General features: G+C 69.9%; 16 protein-coding genes. 7 read left to right on the top strand and 9 right to left on the bottom strand.

All coding sequences use genetic code 11. The features are described from left to right. The first annotated feature begins 36 nt into the window (after positions 1–36). Positions 37–990: a sigma-70 family RNA polymerase sigma factor gene (locus tag SM793_RS09545; RefSeq protein WP_320437642.1), complete on the top strand. Its 954-nt coding sequence runs from the start codon at positions 37–39 to the stop codon at positions 988–990. A 56-nt stretch (positions 991–1,046) separates the two neighbouring features. Further along, positions 1,047–1,607 carry a dihydrofolate reductase family protein gene (locus SM793_RS09540; protein ID WP_320437641.1) on the top strand — a complete coding sequence of 187 codons (561 nt, stop codon included), beginning with the start codon at positions 1,047–1,049 and terminating at the stop codon, positions 1,605–1,607. Between the two features lie 490 nt (positions 1,608–2,097). On the opposite strand, the gene SM793_RS09535 is transcribed toward SM793_RS09540, so the two are convergent. Next, positions 2,098–2,649 (bottom strand): ImmA/IrrE family metallo-endopeptidase, encoded by a 552-nt coding sequence (locus SM793_RS09535; RefSeq protein ID WP_320437640.1) that lies wholly within the window; start codon positions 2,647–2,649, stop codon positions 2,098–2,100. After that, positions 2,646–3,179 (bottom strand): helix-turn-helix domain-containing protein, encoded by a 534-nt coding sequence (locus SM793_RS09530; RefSeq protein ID WP_320437639.1) that lies wholly within the window; start codon positions 3,177–3,179, stop codon positions 2,646–2,648. Before SM793_RS09530 ends, SM793_RS09535 begins: the two co-directional genes overlap by 4 nt. A 151-nt stretch (positions 3,180–3,330) precedes the next feature. On the opposite strand from SM793_RS09530, the gene SM793_RS09525 reads away from it, so the two are divergent. From SM793_RS09525 to SM793_RS09510, 4 genes are read left to right on the top strand one after another with little or no spacing between them, the layout of a single operon-like run. Beyond that, the gene (locus tag SM793_RS09525; RefSeq protein ID WP_320437638.1) at positions 3,331–3,594 is read left to right on the top strand and encodes a hypothetical protein; all 264 of its coding nucleotides are present in this window, start codon (positions 3,331–3,333) and stop codon (positions 3,592–3,594) included. A 16-nt stretch (positions 3,595–3,610) separates the two neighbouring features. After that, positions 3,611–4,054 (top strand): hypothetical protein, encoded by a 444-nt coding sequence (locus SM793_RS09520; RefSeq protein WP_320437637.1) that lies wholly within the window; start codon positions 3,611–3,613, stop codon positions 4,052–4,054. Further along, complete coding sequence (locus tag SM793_RS09515; protein ID WP_320437636.1) at positions 4,051–4,551, top strand: hypothetical protein; 501 nt, start codon at positions 4,051–4,053, stop codon at positions 4,549–4,551. Before SM793_RS09520 ends, SM793_RS09515 begins: the two co-directional genes overlap by 4 nt. Continuing rightward, a complete protein-coding gene (locus SM793_RS09510) occupies positions 4,541–6,022 on the top strand; it encodes a ThiF family adenylyltransferase (protein WP_320437635.1) in 1,482 nt (493 codons plus the stop codon). Before SM793_RS09515 ends, SM793_RS09510 begins: the two co-directional genes overlap by 11 nt. Before the next feature lie 220 nt (positions 6,023–6,242). Here SM793_RS09510 and SM793_RS09505 read toward each other — a convergent pair whose 3' ends face one another. After that, positions 6,243–7,229, bottom strand: coding sequence for a hypothetical protein (locus SM793_RS09505; protein WP_320437634.1), 987 nt, complete (start codon positions 7,227–7,229; stop codon positions 6,243–6,245). Further along, positions 7,226–11,818 carry an AAA domain-containing protein gene (locus tag SM793_RS09500; protein ID WP_320437633.1) on the bottom strand — a complete coding sequence of 1,531 codons (4,593 nt, stop codon included), beginning with the start codon at positions 11,816–11,818 and terminating at the stop codon, positions 7,226–7,228. The genes SM793_RS09505 and SM793_RS09500 overlap by 4 nt, the downstream gene beginning before the upstream one ends. A gap of 370 nt (positions 11,819–12,188) precedes the next feature. Between SM793_RS09500 and SM793_RS09495 the strand changes: the two genes are divergently transcribed. Next, the gene (locus tag SM793_RS09495) at positions 12,189–13,250 is read left to right on the top strand and encodes a homoserine kinase (protein WP_320437632.1); all 1,062 of its coding nucleotides are present in this window, start codon (positions 12,189–12,191) and stop codon (positions 13,248–13,250) included. On the opposite strand, the gene SM793_RS09490 is transcribed toward SM793_RS09495, so the two are convergent. From SM793_RS09490 to SM793_RS09470, 5 genes are read right to left on the bottom strand one after another with little or no spacing between them, the layout of a single operon-like run. Then, positions 13,240–14,448 carry a DegT/DnrJ/EryC1/StrS family aminotransferase gene (locus SM793_RS09490; protein ID WP_320437631.1) on the bottom strand — a complete coding sequence of 403 codons (1,209 nt, stop codon included), beginning with the start codon at positions 14,446–14,448 and terminating at the stop codon, positions 13,240–13,242. The genes SM793_RS09495 and SM793_RS09490 overlap by 11 nt on opposite strands. A 20-nt stretch (positions 14,449–14,468) precedes the next feature. Further along, a complete protein-coding gene (locus SM793_RS09485; RefSeq protein ID WP_320437630.1) occupies positions 14,469–15,437 on the bottom strand; it encodes an aminoglycoside phosphotransferase family protein in 969 nt (322 codons plus the stop codon). Further along, positions 15,424–16,392 carry a Gfo/Idh/MocA family oxidoreductase gene (locus SM793_RS09480; RefSeq protein ID WP_320437629.1) on the bottom strand — a complete coding sequence of 323 codons (969 nt, stop codon included), beginning with the start codon at positions 16,390–16,392 and terminating at the stop codon, positions 15,424–15,426. Before SM793_RS09480 ends, SM793_RS09485 begins: the two co-directional genes overlap by 14 nt. Continuing rightward, positions 16,389–17,030 carry a dTMP kinase gene (locus tag SM793_RS09475; protein WP_320437628.1) on the bottom strand — a complete coding sequence of 214 codons (642 nt, stop codon included), beginning with the start codon at positions 17,028–17,030 and terminating at the stop codon, positions 16,389–16,391. The genes SM793_RS09480 and SM793_RS09475 overlap by 4 nt, the downstream gene beginning before the upstream one ends. Then, entirely contained in the window at positions 17,027–18,559 is a 1,533-nt protein-coding gene (locus tag SM793_RS09470; protein ID WP_320437627.1) for a glycosyltransferase family 2 protein, read from the bottom strand. Before SM793_RS09470 ends, SM793_RS09475 begins: the two co-directional genes overlap by 4 nt. Positions 18,560–18,574: the final 15 nt, after the last annotated feature.

Here is an 18,574-nt window from a genome sequence, read left to right as displayed (position 1 = left end):
AGGCCTGCCGTCACTGAGGTCCGGCATGATGGACCGGTGGACTTCGAGCCGTACCGGGGTGAGCTGACGGCGTACTGCTACCGGATGCTGGGCTCCTACGAGGACGCCGAGGACCAGGTGCAGGAGTCGCTGCTGCGCGCCTGGAAGGCGCGGGACCGGTACGACCCGGTCCGGGCGTCGGTGCGGACCTGGCTGTACCGGATCGCGACCAACGTGTGCCTGACCGCGCTGGACGGCCGCGCGCGGCGTCCGCTGCCGTCCGGTCTCGGCGCGCCCGGTGAGGACCCGAGGGTGCCACTCGTGCCGGCTCCGGACATTCCCTGGCTGGAGCCGTTCCCCGACGCCCGCTTCGATCTGGAGGCGCGCGCCGACCTGCGACTCGCCTGGGTGGCGGCGGTCCAACTGCTGCCGCCGCGACAGCGGGCCGTACTCGTGCTGCGTGAGGTGCTCGGGTTCACCGCCGCGGAGGTCGCCGGCCAGTTGGAGACCACGGTCGCGGCGGTCAACAGCACACTGCAGCGCGCCCGCGCCACCCTCGCCATCGCCGGCGGGCGCACCGAGCTGAGCGAACTCACCGAGCCGGACGACCCCGAGGCGCGCGAGGTGGTCCAGCGCTACGCCCGCGCCTTCGAGGCGGCCGATGTCCCCGCCCTGGTGCGGCTGTTGGCCGAGGACGCAATCCTCGAGATGCCGCCCGTCCCGCTGTGGTACCTCGGCCGTCAGGACTACGGCCGGTTCATGGACCGGGTGTTCGAGATGCGCGGCCGAGGCTGGGCCACCCGGCGGCTCACCGCCAACGGCCAGCCCGCGCTCGCCATGTACCTGCCTGAGGCAGAGTCGGAGGACGCCTTCCGACTCCACAGTCTGCAGGTCTTCACCGTCCACGGTGGCCGAATCACACACAACGTGGTCTTTGCCGATCCACGGCTGCTGAAGGTCTTCGGCCTCCCCCTGCGGACTTCTTCCGAAAAGCTGCGCCGGGAGCGATGAGTCCGGTCGGTGTCGCCGGTACGTACTGGTGAACACCACACCGAAGGAGACTCGTCATGAGCGTCATCGTCATCGCGTTCACCACCTTGGACGGGGTCGTGTCCGACCCCGACGGCTCTGCGGGCACGCCGGAGGGCGGCTGGATGTTCCGGTTCGGCCGTGAGGAGATCGACGGCGACAAGTTCCGGATCGGGAGCACGCTGGAGAAGGGGGTCCTGCTGCAGGGGCGGGGGACCTGGCAGCAGTTCTCGAACCTCTGGCCGCACCGCGAGGGCCCGTTCGCCGCGCAGATGAACGCCGTCCCGAAGCTGGTCGCCACCCGTACCCTGACCGACACCTCGGCCTGGGCGAACTCCCGGCCCCTTGACGGCGATCTCGTCGCCGCAGTCAGGCGCGAGGACCGCGACGTGGTCGTCATGGGCAGCCTCGGCATCGTGCGCCAGCTGATGGCCGAGGACCTGGTCGACGAGTACCGGCTGATGACCTTCCCCACCGTCCTCGGCGCCGGCCGGAGGATCTTCCCGGCCGACGGCCCGCAGACGAACCTGGAGTGCCTGTCGGCGGAGCAGGTCGGCGCCCTCGTCCTCACCCGCTACCGCAGAGCCGCCGTCCAGTGACGGCCTTCCACCCCTGCTCCGTGACTACTTCGGGCCCGAAGCCGGGGAGTGGCGGCGGCTGGCAGCAGTCCGGGCCTGAGCGGGGTGAAGCCCCGGCCGACCGGTCACCGAAGCCGAAACGGACCGCCGGGATCTCCGCAGATGGTCGTTGGGACCACCGATGAGACTGGGGAACGACGAAGGCCCCGGCCGCTGGGCGGTCGGGGCCTTCGAGCTGCCATGGCTGGCAGAGGCGGAGGATACGAGATTCGAACTCGTGAGGGGTTGCCCCCAACACGCTTTCCAAATGTTCGTCCGGTCGTCCGGCGGCGGCCGTAAACGTCCTGACTTGCGTCGGAGTGTCCTGCTTTGCGGGCCCTGGACGGCGCTGAACGGGGGTGAATGCAACCAGAACTGCAACCAGGGCGGGGTGCCACTGTGGCCGCTCGCCCGCTCCCGAGCCACGTCCCGGTGGCACGCGGCAGACCAACAGCGCGCGCCTCCAGCACGGTCAGTGGGCGCGGACCTGTTTGGCCACTCCGGTGGTGTTGTACCGGTAGCGGGCCATCTCCTCGGTCACCCCGTAGTGCTCGGCGATCTGCGCCGGCCCCCACTGACGGCGGACCGCGCTGAGCAGCAGCGGCCGGGGCAGCATCAGGGTTCCACCGAAGGCGGTCGCCTGCTCCTCCTCGTCTGGGCGGCAGGTCCTGAAGGGCATGCCGCTGACTTCGCGGATCTCGGTGAGATCGTGCTTGAGGACGAGGTGGGAGAGCTCGTGGGCCACGTCACTGGCCCTGCGGCCCGGGGTCCGGAGCGGGTTGGTGACGACGATGTTCCTGTCGGCGATCTGGAAGGTCGCGGCGGAGAAGGCGTAGGCCTGGACGCGTTCCAGGTCTTCGAGGCGGTCGCGGGTGACGAGCTTCTCGGCACTGATGATCTTGACCTGGAGGTGTTCGGCGAGGGCGTCGACGTCCAGGGCGTCGGTGTCGCCGAGGTGGAGTTCGCGGCGCAGCCGGAGGGCTTCTCGTTCGGCGTTGGCCTTGAAGCCTCGGGGGAGGGTCACAGTTCTCCCGCTTCGACGAGTCGTTCGAGTTCGGTGTTCATGTCGGTGAGCAGGTCGGCGAGCCGCTGGGGGACGCCGGGGCGCAATACCGAGGCGGCGCGGAGGTGGCAGGCGAGGGCGGGGACGGCGGGGACCGCTTCCTTGGCGAGGGCGTCGTAGAGGTCTCGCAGAACGGAGCTGATCTTGTTCGCCGCGTTGCCGGTGAGCCGGGGGTCGGCATGGAGGTGGGTGATGGCCTGGTCGAGAGGTGAGATCTGGCGGGTCGCGGTCGGGGTGAAGAAGCGGCTCGGGGGGACGCCGAGCCAGGCGCAGAGGCGGGTAAAGGTGGCGAGGTCGGGCTGGGCGCCGGCTTCGACTCGGGTGAGGGTGCTGAAGCTGACGCCTGCCTCGGCGGCGGCCTGCCGAAGGGACAGGGGGCCGCGGCGCTCCTTGAGGAGACGCCCGAGCTCGGCGATGTCGAACTGTTCGACAGCATCCGGCCCGGTCGTTTCGAGGTCTGGGAGGGAGAGCTGGCTCCGGTCGGGGCTCATACGGGCAGCGTAGCGCTCACCAATATGGCGATGAAGCTTGACTGCATCGCTCCGAGGTGATCACACTGAGTCCAGCCACTGGCGACCCAGTGACGCTTTGCTGAATCAGTGGAGCTTTCCTTCAACACTCCGAACGACCAAGGAGATCAACATGCCTCAGCCCAACACCGTCAAGACCACGGTGACCTCCTCCCTCGCCGGGCACCCGTACCAGCACGACTACGCCCCGCAGGTGACCGGCGCGGCCGTTCTGTCCGACGCCATGGCCGACTTCGGCTTCACCAGCGACGGCACCACCAGCTACTACCTGTTCCACGACGGGCACGAGGTCCCGCCCGAGGCGACGGTGGGCGAGCTGGCCGGGCACGCCAAGGCCCTGCACCTGGGCCTGCGCACCAAGACCACCAACGGCTGAGGCCCGGGAGTCAGTCGTGGATCTCGAGAGCCGTCTGCGGCTGGCGGGCGACGTCCCGGCGGTCGAGGAGTTCCTCGCCTTGACCGCTGGCCGTCTCCACCGCCGCGACCAGGACCCCGACGGCCTGTTCTGGGCCGAGGTTCAGCCGAGCAACGGCGAGCGCGCGGCGTTCGTCGCCCGGATCGAGTGGACGGTCTACCCGCACCGGCCGCCCTCCCTCGTCTTCGTCGAGTCGGTCGGCACCCCCACGACCGGGGAGCCCCGCCTCTGGCCGGTAGCGGAGGGCTACCGCTGCGGCCCCAACGACGTCTGCAAGCCGTTCACCGCCGAGGGCCAGCAGCTCCACCCCGAGTGGGGCACCGGACCGCACGCCTGGCGCAGCACCGGCAACCCCTTCCTGTACGTGGTGGAGAACATTCAGGGCGACATCGACCGCGTTGACGGGAGGCGTGCCGGATGAGCGCCGACACGAGGAGCCTGGTCCTGCCGGCTGGTGCGGTCGACCCGGTGCTCCGAGAGATCCGACGCCACGGGCTGACCGACCAGGAGACCGGCGCGCTGCTGCTGACCGGGCCGTCGGAGATGGACGTCCTAGTCGTGGCCATGGCCGGGACGGCGGGGATCGTGCGGGGCCCGGGGCTGTTCACGGTCAGCGCCGTCGCGTACGACCGGCTGTTCACCTTCGCCGAGGAGCGGTCCTACCGGACGCGGGCGATGATCCACTCGCACCCGGAGGGGGCTTTCCTGTCGCGGACCGACCGCCTGTACTCGCTGCGGGTGCCGGGGTTCGTCAGCGCCGTCGTCCCGAACTACGCGGCGCTGCCCGCCGACCCGGCGTCGTGGGGGTGGTGGCGCTTCGACCGGGACTGGCTGCCCTGCGCCGCCCCGGTCGTCGATGAGGCACTGCCCCCGGTGCTGACGGTGCTGTTCGACGAGGAGGGTATCCGTGCGTACTGACTACAGCCGCAGCGTGCGCCTGGGCTGCCTGGCCGCTGGCGTGGACGAAACCACCCTGCGAGAGCGGATGGAGGGCAGCCCCATCCACTTGACCGCGGACGGGCGCCTGCCCGCAGTCGCCGAGACCCTTGGAGTGCTGGTGGCCGATTTGCGCCGGTGGCCGGTCCCGCTGAGCCTGGAACCCGGCCGCGAGCCGGGGCGGCTCGACGACGCCCTCGTCCGCCACCTGGTGGAGACGGCAGCCGGGATCGACCCGGACCGGCCGCTTCGCATCGGCGAGCCCCCGGGCGAAGCGCCGCTGCGTTTGCACGTGGGTACCGAACCGCCGCCGGACGTCGCGGTGGCCGGTGTACCGGACGGGAACGGGGCCCGACTTCGGCACGCCGGCCATGCCTTCCCCCGGCTCAACGCGCCCGGCACCGGGCTGGGCGCGGTCCTCACCGCGGCGATGCTGGCCGGCGAGGCGTTCAAGGTCGTCGCCGGGCTGCCAGAGGGGAAGTTCCACGCCACCCCGGTGGTGGACTTCTGTCCCGTCCTGCCCGGTGAGCAGCCCGGGACCGCCGTCGCCCCGCCGCCCGCCCTGGAGCGGGTGCTGCTGGGCGGTGGCGGCGCGATCGGCACCGGCATCGCCCTGGTCCTGGACCTGCTGCGGGTCTCCGGCGAGCTGACGGTGGTGGACAGGGAGGTCTTCGAGAAGCCGAACGTCACCTCCTACAGCATCGGCACCCTGGCCGACGCGGCCGCGCTCCTGCCGAAGGTGCGGCTGATCGCCGCGCGCCTGCGGCGGATCGAGGTGAACCCGTTCCACGGGACGATCCAGGACTCCATCGAGGCCGTCGACACCGGCACCCTGCCCTGGCCCCGAACCGTCCTCGGCGGACTGGACAGCATCGACGCCCGGCACGACCTGCAACGCCTGCACGCCGACCTCACTCTGGACGGCAGCACCGGCGGCCCGATCGGCACCACCGTCGCCCTGCACGAAGCGCTGCCCACCGGCCCCTGCCTGCGCTGCTACTACAAGGCCGACCACTCCGGGAGGAGCGCTGAACAGCGCCTTCACGAACTGACCGGGCTCCCGCTCGCACGGATCGCCCGCGGACAGGAACCGCTGACCGAACAGGACTTGCAAGGACTGGACGACCAACAGCAGGAACTCGTGCGACAGTTCCTCGGCCGGCCGGTATGCGGGCTGATCAACTCGGCAGAACTGGGCGGCGGAACCGACGACGCTTTCCGGCCCTCGGCCGCGTTCGTGGCCCAGCAGGCCGCATGCCTGGTCGTCGGCGCCTGGATCGCACGCAGCACGGGCCTGATCACCGGACCCGCGCGGCGCATCGAGTACGACACCCGCTTCGGCCCCCGACCCGACCAGATGACCGACCACTGGACCCCCGCCCCCGAATGTGCGTGCCAGAAGGACGCCGACCTCATCAGCCACGTCCGAGAAACCTGGCGCACGCGCGGTTGACGCCGAGCTCAAGGGCTGTCGGCTGCTGTCCAATCAGTAGCAATCACTGCGTGTCAAAATGCCGCCCGGTTCCTATTTCGGGCGGCATTTTGATGGATCATCCACGAGTGCTGACAGCCTGCAGTGGGACTGGGAGCGCCGTAGCCCTTACCGAGCTTGTGGCGGTGCCTACCAAAGTGGCATGCGGAGATCGCCGACGCATCTGATTCGAACCTGCGGGTTATCCAGGATTTGTCGTCGGCCGTGCGGGCCCTGCCGCAGTACGCGAGCGGCTCGGCCGTCCGTCGGCGGGCCCGGAAGGACGTCGAGGTCGGGCGACGGATGCCGGGGTCGGGCGATTCGCCCCGGAGATGGGCGGGTCTGAGGGCGCCGGCCGTGCGGGCGCGGCCGACGCGGTGGCGGCCAGGTCGTTGAGAGTCGCGTTGACGATCGGCCAGCACATGTCGACTGTGTCGCGATTGGGGCCGTGTCCTGTTCGCCGCTCCGCTGCTGGGTGTACCAGGTTGCGGTAGTGCCGCACGAGGTCCGACGCGAGCTTGGCGTCGTGCTCGATCCAGCCGTTGTCGTGCGCGAGATCGACGAGATCCTTCAGCCCCAGTTCCTCCGGCCGCTTTCTCGGTGCGCGAGCGGCTGCGCGCACCTGGGCGACGTGCACGAGAACCCCCTCCAGGAGACTGCCCAGCATGATCACGGCTGCCGTGTATGCACCGTGCTCGTAACACGTGTGCGCCTCGTCGAGCCTGGTCTGGACCGCCGCTGCCAACGCCGGGTCGCTGATCACCTGCGAGACGGAGACCTGCAGTTCGACCCTGGGCATCCGCACCGACTCATCAGCGCCAGCCTCGACCGGTACGAGGATCGGCTGTCCCTCCGCGTAGCCGATTCGCCATCCTTCCAGGGCCAGAACCTCGTCGAGCCGGGCGACAGTGGCCTTGTACTCGCGCGGCTGGCCAACGTACTCACGTTGGTCGGCGAGTCGCAGCACTGCCTTCAGGGCATCGCCCTCGTCCTCCTCCTGGCGTTCGCGAAGCAGCCCGAGCGTCCACTGGTGCCGCGGTGTGCCGTCGGGGTCGGGGACGTCCTCCCACTTCGCGCGGCGCAGGAACTCGGCGATCTCGTAGCCCTTGCGGTACAGCAGCGGTGAATCGTCGCCGCAAATCAAGTAGGCGATCTCGATGAGGACGCTCTCGTCGAACGACTGGCTCATGTCAGGTCTCCTCGGGCGTCATCGGCGGACAGATCCTCGTCATCGGTCGTTTCGTCATCAACGTCCGCGTCCTGCGCCACGTCGTACAAGGCGACTGGGTTCCAGGTGCTCGCCCCATCAGAGGCAAACTGTTCGAATCCGGCCGCGCCCGGCTGGATATCGAGCGCTGCGAGCTTGCGCCACAGGGGTGCGAGAGCCTGGTCGGGTGCCAGCGCGAACTCGCTGCTGCGCACTCGCCAGAACGTCCATCCCGCACGCCGCAGGTCCCGCTCACGCTCGTAGTCTTCCTGGCGCTTCTTGCTGGTGGCGTGGTGAGGGCTGCCGTCACACTCCACGGCCAGCCGCGCGTTCTCCCCGACCACGACCAGGTCGATGAACTTGCCGGCGACCTCCCACTGGGGAAGGACGTGGTACCCGCGCCGCCTGATCTCCAAGAAGACCCTCTGCTCGAACAGTGAGTCGAACGGGTCGCACCTCTCATCGGGAGTGACCGTAGCCAAGGTCGGCGGTGCGGGGTGCAAGGCTGGCGGGTTCTGCATGTAGGTGAGCAGGGAGTGCCGCAGATCCTTGCTACTCAGCTGATCCGGGGTCACGGAGGTGAAGAGCCACATCTGATCACGGCCGCGGCTCGCCGCGACATTGAAGCGCCTGCCGTCGTTCAAGCCGGTCAGCGCCCGGACGTGGTCACCGTCCACCACCATGGAGAGCAGGATCACGTCCCGCTCGTCCCCCTGGAACTGTTCGGCGGTCCCGACTCGGATGTTGTGCCGCTCACTTGCCTCAGGACCGATCTCCGTGTCGATCAGGTCCTCCAGCAACCGCGTCTGCGCACCGGACCGCAGGACGATGACGCCGATACTCCGGCCCGCGTACGCAGGGTCGCTGATCAGCTCCCGCAGCTTGCCGACCAGGCGTTCCGCCTCGGGCCGGTTGACGAGGCGCTCACGCGTCCCCTCGCAGTAGCCCTCGCGCACATGGACGACTTCCAGGGGCCTCAGCCGGTCAGCGCCGTACTGGCGCAAGGGGACCAACTCGTTGTCCGGGTAGAACTGCCGCGAGGACCATTTGATGATCTCCGGCATGCAACGGAAGTGCTCAGTCAACCGGATGACCTCGGGGAAGCGAGCGGACAGCAGCTCGTAGAGATTCGATTTCGGGTTGAAGCCGTCCCGCTGCCAGTCGGTGAAGCCGGCCAGTCGTTCATCGACCTTCTGGTTGATCTTGTCGTGCTTGTTGCCGGTGTAGAACGGTGCGCACTGCTTGTCATCGCCAACGACGATTACCCGAGGCGCCAACCACAGCAACAGCAGCCCGGACAAGCCGACCTGGCTGGCCTCATCGACGATGACGACGTCGAACGCGTCGGGTTCCGGATCCAGCATCTCGACCACCTGACGCAGCGGCATGACCCACGCGGGCACCGCTCCCCGCGCATCACGCATCGCGGACCGGGCCGCGGCCAGATGCCGCTTCCCCTGGGCCGTGGCACCCCGGCCGGCATGCGACATCGCAGTGGCGTAGGCGCTCAGCGCCTGCTTCTGCCTGGTGGTCATCCGACTGAGGCAGTGCAGCAGCGCTCGGTCCGCAGCGAGCTGTTCCTTGACACCCTTGAGCTGTGCCTCGACCTCTGCGAGCTCGCGCTCGAGTTGCGGCTCTCGCCCCGGAGACAGCATGCGGTCCATGAAGCGCTTTGCCAGCTGCCAGGACCACGCCCGGTCAAGCGCGGCGAACCGGTCTTGCCACTGCGGGTCCGTGGGGGACGCGGCGAACGCGCGCCCGAGTTCGGGCAGCCCCTCCTGCAACTGTGTGAGCAGCTCGTATACCTGCCTGCGGTCGGCTTCCCGCAGGTAGGCAGCTCCCACGGCGTCGATCGCCCGGGCATACGCGGTTGCGTCACGGTTCGACGCCGCGCGGTGGACCTCGGCCAACTCGGGTACATCGGCGCCGCTCGGATTGGGAAGCGACTCGACCAGGGAAGCCAGTTCACGTTCCGCCAGCCTGGCCGACAGCACCAGCCGCGCGCGCCCAGCCGTCTGGCGTACCTCGTTCCACTGCTCCGGGGATCGCACCATGAGCCCCTTCACCCCGGCCTTCACCAGAGCATCGTGCACGGCACGCGCCGCCCCGGTGAACGAGTCCACCGCCTGCAACAACGTGTAGCGGTCCAACAACTCTGACAGCACCGCCTCGGAGTCGCCCTCTACCTTTGGAGCGGGGAACGCCTTCCAGCGCTCTTGGAGCTGGCGCGCGCACTCCCGCAGTTCGAGGTGCACGACCACGGCCTCCACCTCTTCGGCCGTCCGCGGGACCCGGCCGTCGACCCGGCAGTTTTCCAGCAGAGGACGAGCCTGCTTGTGGAAGGGCTTCTTCAGCGCCCACCTGCTCGGTTCGCCGTTCTTCCTCAGGTACTGCGCGAACTCGCGGGCAGCCGCCCGCTGGTGCGGCTCTTCGGTCTGCGACACCTGCGGGAGCACGACCTCCATCAGAGGCATGCCGAGCAGTTGGTCACGTACCTCCGTGGCACGGGCGGAGTGGCGGCGCACTCCTTCCCACAGCTGCTGACGCTTGTCAGTCATGCCGTCGACCAGCGCGGTGGTCTGCCAGTGGTCCTGCGGCCACGTTGCCGGATCGGCCGGCAGGCCCTCCTGCTGGAGCGCCCGCTCAGCGGTGTCGAGGAGCCTGATGACGGTGTCGATCAGTTCCTCTCCTCGGTCCGCCATCGTCAGCGACGCTTCCGAGGGCGCGCTGCCTGACACCTCCAGAGCGGCCTGCAGACTTCGCACGAGTTCCTCGAACCGAGCCGGAGCAGGCAGGGATTCGGGGGCAGGGCACAGGAAGGCACGCGAAGTGAGCACCTCGAACCCGTGACGCTCCACAAGCCCGAGGAGGCGCTGGGCTTCTTCGGCCGTGATCGGCGGACGGGCGGACGCAGCTGCTGGCAGCTCGGGAAGCCACTCGTAGGACGCTGCTCGCCCGGAGACCAGTTCGACGATCTCTGCGAGCCGTCCGGAGTACCCCGGTGCCACTGTGGACTCGAGGTGCTTAACCCACTCGGCCTCCCGCAGATCACGCAGGTCCTCGCGTAGTTCGGCCTGCAGCTTCTCCAGGTCCGACCGCTCCTCCTGGTTACCCTCGATGCGTTCGGCGAGCTGATCGGTTGTCACCGAGGCACTGAGATAGGACAGGGAGCGAACAGACTGTCCGAGTTCGTCTCCGCCCTCGTACCTGAAGTCTCCCTGCAGGACGCAGAGTTGGCGCAGCTTCTGCGGGATCTTGTCACGCAGGACCTTCAGTGCCTGTGCCTTCTCGCTGGTCACCAGAACCCGCTTGCCGTCGGCCAGAAGTGCCGCGATCAGGTTGGCGATGGTGTGGGTCTTGCCGGTTCCGGGCGGTCCTTGGACCACGACACCGGTGTCCTTCTGCAATCGGCGCAGCACTTCGCTCTGTGCTCGGTTGACCGGGAGCGGGAACAACGGATCCGGTCCGAGCGCGGGCTCGAAACCTCCCGTCCCTCCAACCGCCCAGCTCGTCCGGTCCTCAGACTCGATTTGGAACAGCAGTTGCGCCAGCCCGAGTGGGCTCACGGCACCCGGCTGGGCCAAGCGACGGGCGATGCCGTCGTAGAACGTGACCAGCGCCCCCTGGCCACGCTCGCGCAGAACGATCGCTGGCGTGAACGAGACGCTGGGCTCGGCGGGGAAAGTCTCGTCCGGGCGGCTCCAGGAATCGTCGAAGCGGGCCGCGTGCTCCATGCCGAAAGCCCGCTCGCACCAGGAACGCAGCACCTCCAGGGCATCCGTGGACAGAGGGTGGAAGGTGTCGTCCTCGATCCGGGACCGCAGCGCGTTCAGCAACTGCGCGGTGTGGCCGTGGGTCTCGTCCAGGAAGTCCCCGTCCTCCAGCCTCGGGCTGTCACCATCCGAAAGCGAGACGGTGATGTGAACCGTCGCCGGGTCCACAGCCAGCACCAGGGGGACCGTCAGAACATGCCGGTGCACTCGCTCTCTCTTACTCCCGCGGTCCAAGGACAACAGTCCGGTACTCAGGACTGCCTCGAAGACCTCTCCCTCCCGCTGGATCTGGGTCGCCATGCGGTAGAGGCGGCGGTGTAGCTGCCGGTACGGCTCTTCCGCCTGCTCGCGCTGTGCCCAGCGCCTCCACTCGGGAAGCCAGCGGCTGTAGGCGTTCAGCACGTCCAGGGCGTCTTCCCTGGCGATCTCGTCGGTCTCGTAGGTGTTGCCGTCCTCGTCCTCCGCATAGCCGCGGCCGGGTCCGACCTCAGCCAGAAGCGGGTCCCCGGTTGTTGCGGAGGCCACGTCTTGCGGCTCGATCCAGCCTTGCAGCACGTCGGGAACCGTCGGCGCGGGTCGTACCGGATAGTGCTTGACCTTGAACAGCACCCCGCTGGTTGCGAGCTTCGCGGGAACGAGCTCGTCGGGGCATTCGGCAAGCCAGAGCACCTGCTTGTACTTCGAACAGTCGCGCACCGGCTTGTAGGAACTGCGCACGAACTCCCGTAGGAACTCGACCAGGTCACGCGTGTGCCTGACAACCTGCGGATCATCTGCGCGCAGCATTGGCTGCTTCAAGGCTTACCCCTCCAACTGTCACCTATAGAAAGCCTTTCAGGATCTGTGGAAGTCGGTCACAGGGCAAACGTCGCAAGTTGTCGGCGGATGGATCCGGTCATGATCGCCAGGATGGTCCCATCGGGTACCAGGCCGTGATCACCTTTGGTAGCTTCCTGACTACGCCGAGGCGTCGAGGAAACGCTGGCCAGTTCAAGCATCGATCCGCTGGTTCGAGCGGCGTCCAGCTTGTTCTTGTTGTCTGAATATCGCCCGAGGGGGGCTCCTGCCGCCGGAACACAGCATGACAACGTTCGACTCGAAATCCATGAGATGTAACAGTTGCCTGCTGCCACACCGATGTCTGCCAGGCTCGGATAGCCTGCATCAGGTGACAGAAGCGATCGACGACGGCTCGCGCAGCTCGCGCTACAGCATCATCGAGGAGGACCTGGTGGTCCTCGGCAAGACCTTCGGGCTCGGTGAGGTTCAGGCGTGCCGCTTCCTGCCCAACGGCCTGATGAACGGCAACTGGCGGCTGGAGACGGCCGACGGCGCGTTCGCGCTGAAGCGGATCATGGACGTGCCGCTGCCGCTCGCCCGCCGAAACCTCGCCGTCCTGTCCGAGCTGGCCGACACCGGAATCCCGGTCGGGCGGCCGATGGCCACCCCCTCTGGGGAGACCGTGGCAGAGGTCGCGGACCGTGGCTACTGCCTGATCCCCTGGTTGGAAGGCGGCCACCGGCCAGGGACGGAACTCACCCTGGGCCAGGCCGGGGACCTCGGTGTACTGCTCGGCCAGATCCACCGGAGCCTGAACGACGAGCGGACCGCCCGCGTGCTGCCGCCAGCATCGGAGCTGTTGGCTGCCCCGGTGACCACCCCGAATGCGGCGCACGCCGACGCGGACCGCTTCCTGGCGCTGATTGCCGCTCTGGACAGCCCTACGGCTTTCGACGCCGGGGCGGCCCGGGCGCTGGGCGAGCGCAAGGTACTGCTCGACAAGCACGCCCACTTTCACCCCGGCACCGAGGTGGCGGCCGGTCCGGTGGGCTGGACGCACGGTGATGTGCAGCACCGCAACGTGCTGTGGCGGGACGGCAAGATCGCCGGAGTGATCGACTGGGACCGCATCCGCGTGCGCCCGTTCGGCGAGGAGGTCGCCCGCACCGCCAGCGTGCAGTTCGGCGGTGAGGACGGCTTCCTCGACCTGGAGCGGACCTCCGCGTTCGTGGCTGGCTACCGGTCGGTGGTGCCGATCCTGGTGCCGGCGCTGGCGGACGCGGTCGAGCGGCTGTGGTGGAAGCGCATGTCCGACTACTGGCAGCTGGTCTTCCACTACGACCGCGACGACCACTCGTGCGACCACCTGTTCCTGCCCGCCGAGCGACTGCTGGCCTGGTGGACCGCGCGGCGCGAGGACGTGCAGGCGGCGTTCGCGGCTATGCCGTGACCACTGTGCGGAACAGCACGGTGGCGAGGGCCTCGGCGACCTGCTCCATGTAGTCCGGCGCGAGGATCTGCGGCACCTTGAGGACGATCATCTGCTGCATCGCCTTGTGGAAGTTGGGCAGCGCGTCGGCGGTCGGCGGTCGGTAGGGACTGTTGGCCAGGTGCGGCCAGAAGCGGGCGGCCAGGTCGGGGCGCTGGAAGAGCGGGGCCTGGGTCCAATCCTCGTACAGGGAGCGGACGGGGACGCCTGCGGCCTTGAACCGCTTGCTCAGCTCGGCCGGGTCCGGCACCGGGACGCCGATCGTCAGTGGGGTGCCGTACCAGCCGCGCACCGACAGTTCGCCGATCGCGGGCCAGGAGAGGGGCACGTCGTACGCCTGCAGCACCTTGCGGAGGGTGGCGAGGTTCTGCTCGGCGGCCAGCATCCGGTCGGGCAGGGATCGCAGCTGCTGGCGGGCGATGACGGCGGACAGGGCGGGCATCCGGTACTTGTACGCGGCGCCGGTGGTGGCGAACGGCTGCAGGTCGGGCAGGGTGAGTTCGGCGGCCAGGCGGGCGGGGTGGTGGCCGAGGGTGAGCGCCCGCTCGTAGACCTGGCGGTCCGTGGTGGTCAGGATGCCGCCCTCGCCGCCGGAGACGGCCTTGGACTCCTGGAGGCTGAAGCACCCGGCCGCACCCCAGGAGCCGACCGCGCGGCCCTGGTAGAGGGCTCCGTGGGCGTGCGAGCAGTCCTCGACGATCGGCAGCCCGGTGGCGGTGGCCAGCTGGTCCATGCGGGCGGGGATGCCCCAGGTGTGGGTGGCCAGGACCGCTGAGCAGGACCCGGTGGCCTCGGTGACGGCGGTGGCGGCGATGTTCGGGCTGTCGGGCTCGATGTCGCAGAAGACGGGGTAGCTGCCGGCCTGGAAGACGGCGGTGATGGCGGAGACCCAGGTCATCGGGGAGACGGCGACGCCAGCCTCGGGGCTCGCGCCGACCGCGTGGAGGGCGGCGTGGAGGGAGGCGGTGCCGGAGTTGAACGACAGCGCGTGGCGGGTGCCGGTGAGGCGGGCGAAGGCTGCTTCGAGGGCGTTGGTGGCCGGGCCGAGGTTGATCTCGGAGAGGTGGCCGTCGTCGAGGAGCTTGAGGACGGCGTCCTTCTCGGCCTGCCCGTACTTGGGCTCGCGGGGGAACGGGAGGGTGACGGCGGGGTCGTTCACGGATGTCCTTCCGGGCTGGGTTACGGGCGGCGGCGCGCGTCGGAGTCGGCGTCGGGGGTGATACGGGGGATGGCGGCGAGGTGGCCGTGGTCGAGGTCGTCGAGGTCGGCCTGGAGCTGGGCGGCCCGCAGCCGGACCATGTCCTGCTCGTCGCAGGAGGCGTGGACGTGCAGCAGCGAGTAGGCGATGCGCAGGCGGAACAGGACCAGCGGCAGCAGGCGGTCGGCCGGGATCGGGCCGTCGAAGTAGCCGTCGAGTAGGGCCTCGGTCATCGGGGCCGGTTCGCGCAGGGACCAACCGGCGAGTTCGGCCAGGGGGTCGCCGCCGCGCACGCTCTCCAGGTCGACGACGCCGGTGATCTGCCGGTCGTCGGTGAACAGGTGCTGGCCGACCCAGTCGCCGTGCAGGAGCCGGGGTGTGCTGCGGGGCAGGCGGCCCGAACCGACGTCGAGGATGAAGCGGGTCCGGTGCAGCAGTCCGGGCAGGTCGAGGCCGTCGATGTCCGGGATGCCGCGGGACGCGAGGCTGAGGAACCAGCCCTGGATGGTGGCGTGCTGGCCGATGCCGTGGCCATCGAGCTGGCCGAAGCTGCTGACCTCGATGGTGTGCAGGCGCCGGAGCACCTCGCCCGCGCACCTCGCCGTGTCCAGGTCCTGCGGCGTGGGCGGTTCGGCTTCGAGGGGGCGGCCGGAGCAGCGGGTCTCCACGCACGCTTCCCGGCTGTGCCAGAGGATCTCGGCGGCTGGAACACCAGCTTCGCGCATGCGCGCCGAGGCCCAGGCGGCAGTCGGGTAGCGGGAGCGGCTGCCCGCGCGGCGGACCTTGACGACCAGCTGGTGGCCGTCGTGGGTGGTGGCCGCGAAGGGGAGGCTGTCGGTGCCGGACTTGAGCGGGGCGAAGCGCGCGTCCGAGGGGTCGAAGCCCGCTGCGGAGAGCGCGTCGACCAGCAGCGGGTGCGGGCGGCTGATCACAGTGTCAGAGGCGGGCATCGGGCACCTCCGGCACGGGGACAGGGTGGCGGCTGGTGGCGGAGGCCAGAGCGGCGTCCAGCAGGGCGATGGAGGCGAGGTTGCCGGCGGCGGGCACCGGCAGGCGGCCGTCCAGATGGAGGGCGTCGACCATCGCGGTGATGCACCGCTGGTAGGCCGGAGGCCCGGCCTCAGGCGCGTTCCGTCGGCGGTTGGGGTCCTGGGCCCACCGGGCGGCGAAGCCCCGGCCCTCGACGCGCCAGTCGCCGTTCGCGTCGGTCCGCAGGGTCGTGTCGACGATGTACCCGCCTCGGTAGGTGAACAGGGATCCGTCGGCGAAGTGGACGGTGATCGCGGCGATCGAGCTGTGGGTCGCGAGGAAGCCGGTCAGGGTCTCGGTGCAGGTCACTTCGGTGGGCGGTGCGGTGATCAGCGCGCGGATCTGGTCGAAGGCGTGGACGGCGAGGTCCGTGGTGACGGGCAGGTGCTGGCCGGCGCGGAAGCCTGGGCCAGGCAGGGTGACCAGGGTGTCGGCGGTGATGGCGAACGGTGGCCGGCCGCCGGAGCGGACCGTGTCGGCGAATGCGAGGAAGTCCGGGTCGGCGCCCCGGTTGTGCATGACGGACAGCAGCAGGCCGCGTTCACGGGCGAGGTGGACGAGGTCGAGGGCGTCGGGCAGGTTCAGGGCCAGCGGCTTCTCGGTCAGGACGTGCAGGCCCTGGGTGAGCGCCGAGCGGCTGACGGGGTAGTGGAGTTCGGGCGGGGTGAGGTTGACGACGACGTCGGCCTCGGCCTGGGCGAGCGCCTCGGGAAGCGTGGTGGCGACGGCCGGGCTCAGCCCGTAGCGGGCGGCGAGCACCTGTGCCGCCTGCTGGTCGGGGTCGACGAGGGCGGTGATCTCGATGCGGCCGTCGGCGAGCAGGGAGCGGACCCAGCGGCTGGCGATGGCGCCGCAGCCGATGATCGCGGCCTTCACGACGCCTCCTTGAGCGGGTGCGGCCCCAGGGCCGGGTTGGGGCGGTGCTGGGCGGCTTGGTGGCGGTGGACGTGGTCGAGGGCACGGGCGGTGAGGTCGTCGAGCGAGCCGGCGGCGTCGAGCAGGGCGACGGCCGGGGCAAGCGGGTGGGCGAGGTAGGCGTTGAAGTGGTCGCTGAAGTGGCGGTCGTAGAAGATCGTCGGCATGCCCTTGCGCAGGCGGGCCCGGCGGGCGAGCACGTCCGGGTCGGCGGTGAGCACGATCGTCAGGTCGGGCATCGCCACCGGGCGGCTGGTGACCAGGCGCCGGGCTTGGTCGTCGCAGTCGAAGCCGTTCATCCGGCCGACAGCGTGGGCGTGGGCGAGGAGGGTGTCCACGGTGCGGTCGAGGATGACGTCCCGGCCCTCGGCGAGGGCTTGCCTGGCCCGGGCGAGCCGCAGGTCCTCGACGTCCAGGAACTGGGCGATGTTGGCAAGTTGGTGCTCGGCCGTGAACGGCTCGGGGGCCGGCAGCAGGGTGGGGTCGGGGCTGGCGTGGTAGTAGCAGGGGATGACGGCGGGCCGGTTCAGGTGGGTGGAGAGTTGGGCGGCCAGCGTGGTCTTGCCGACGCAGCTGACGCCCTCGATGCCGAGGATCACGTGAACTCCCTGTCCGTGGTGGTGGATGGGGCGGTGCGGCGGTTGCTCTTGGGGGCGAGCGTGGTACGCCGGGTGCCGGTGACCGCCCAGCGGCCGAGCGCGGTCAGCGGGCCGACGCTCTTGAGCAGGAGCCCGGCCAGCGTCTCTGCGCTCCGCACCGCGGTCTCCCGCCCCATCGGGGGGCGACCTTCGGCCGCGGCGAGTGCGCGGACCGGTGCGACGGTGGCCGCCCAGAGCGCCGTCGCGGCCATCGCCCGGACGGGCAGGCGCGTGCGCGGCCCCAGCACGAGGGTCAGGCAGAACGCGGTGGCGGGCGAGACCAGCAGCCACGCCATGCCCCGGTAGGCGCCGATGGTCAGGGCCGCTGCGTGGTCGCGGCGGCGGCCGTGGCCTTCGGCGTGCCAGCGGGTGGCGCACTTCTGGTAGTCGAGGTAGCTCTGGAACCAGCGCTCGCTCTGGGCCAGCAGTTCGCGCACATACTCGGCCGCCGGCACGGTGGTGGTGAAGGGCAGGCTGTCCACCGGGACCCGATCCAGGGTGAGCCGGTAGCCGAAGGCGACGTCGTCAAGGACGGTGAAGGTCGGCAGGCCGCCGACCTGCCGGAAGATGTCCGTACTCACGAGCAGGCCGTGGCCGACGGTCTGGGCCAGCCCCGGCAGACCGGGGGTGGTGTGCGGGCGGCGGGCGGCGTCGGCGTACCGGCGGAGGTTGGGGATCTCGCGGCGAAGGGTCCAAAGGGTCTGGGCGTGGGCGGCGCCCCGGCACAGGCTCCGCTCCCACCAGGTGCCGGCCGCACCCTGGGTGGCGAAGCGGGCCGACTGCTGGACGACGCATGGGAGTTCTCCGTCGTCGGCCCGGCGGTGGGCCAGGAACTCGGCGGTCCGCGCCAGCAGCTCGCGGCTCGGGCGGGAGTCCACGTCGTAGACGGCGACGTACTCCTGGTCCGCGTCGGCAGTGGCGAGTTGTTCGACGGCGGCATTCACCTGCGCGGCCTTGCGCCCGTCGCCCCGGTAGTGGACGTGCCGGACCACCGGGTCGGGCTCCGGCATGCGTGCGAGTTCCGCCGTGACGACGTCCGCCGTGGTGGGGAAGCCGGACAGCACCTCAGCCGCCACGGCAGCGTCCAACGAGCCCTTGCCGCTGCCGGTCAGGGTCTTGCCGAGGGCGGCCAGCTCATCGCCGGTCAGCTGCGGGAAGCGCTCCACCGTGAGGTCGGCCGCCGTCGCCCCCGCCAGCCGGGCGGCCAGGTGCTGCCGCTCGGCGTCCTCTCGGGCTGTGGTCACCAGTGTCAGCGTCGAGCCGGGGAGGTCGCGCAGGAGAGGGACGAACCAGGCCAGTGCGGCGGTGATCTGCTGTTGCTCCCGCAGCACCGGGACGATGACGTGCAGCACCATCGGCTCCACCGCCCGCCGGTTCCCACCTGACACGGGCTGGTCGGCCCAGTCCAGCGTCCGGCGGATGTGCCGAAGTCCGTTGACGTTGCGCGCGGCCACGGCGGCGGCGATCCACCAGGCCGTGCTTCGCCACAACGACTTGCGCCGTTT

Origin of the sequence: Kitasatospora purpeofusca, assembly GCF_034043715.1 — a bacterium.
Taxonomy (GTDB): domain Bacteria; phylum Actinomycetota; class Actinomycetes; order Streptomycetales; family Streptomycetaceae; genus Kitasatospora; species Kitasatospora purpeofusca_A.
The sequence above is the reverse complement of the archived record's forward strand: the minus strand, read 5'-3'. Positions and strand labels throughout refer to the sequence as shown.

Excerpts from the sequence above, each read along its gene's own strand:
- SM793_RS09540 (WP_320437641.1), top strand. The coding sequence starts at position 1,047 with ATGAGCGTCATCGTCATCGCGTTCACCACCTTGGACGGGGTCGTGTCC.
- SM793_RS09530 (WP_320437639.1), bottom strand. The coding sequence starts at position 3,179 with ATGAGCCCCGACCGGAGCCAGCTCTCCCTCCCAGACCTCGAAACGACC.
- SM793_RS09525 (WP_320437638.1), top strand. The coding sequence starts at position 3,331 with ATGCCTCAGCCCAACACCGTCAAGACCACGGTGACCTCCTCCCTCGCC.
- SM793_RS09515 (WP_320437636.1), top strand. The coding sequence starts at position 4,051 with ATGAGCGCCGACACGAGGAGCCTGGTCCTGCCGGCTGGTGCGGTCGAC.
- SM793_RS09505 (WP_320437634.1), bottom strand. The coding sequence starts at position 7,229 with ATGAGCCAGTCGTTCGACGAGAGCGTCCTCATCGAGATCGCCTACTTG.
- SM793_RS09485 (WP_320437630.1), bottom strand. The coding sequence starts at position 15,437 with ATGCCCGCCTCTGACACTGTGATCAGCCGCCCGCACCCGCTGCTGGTC.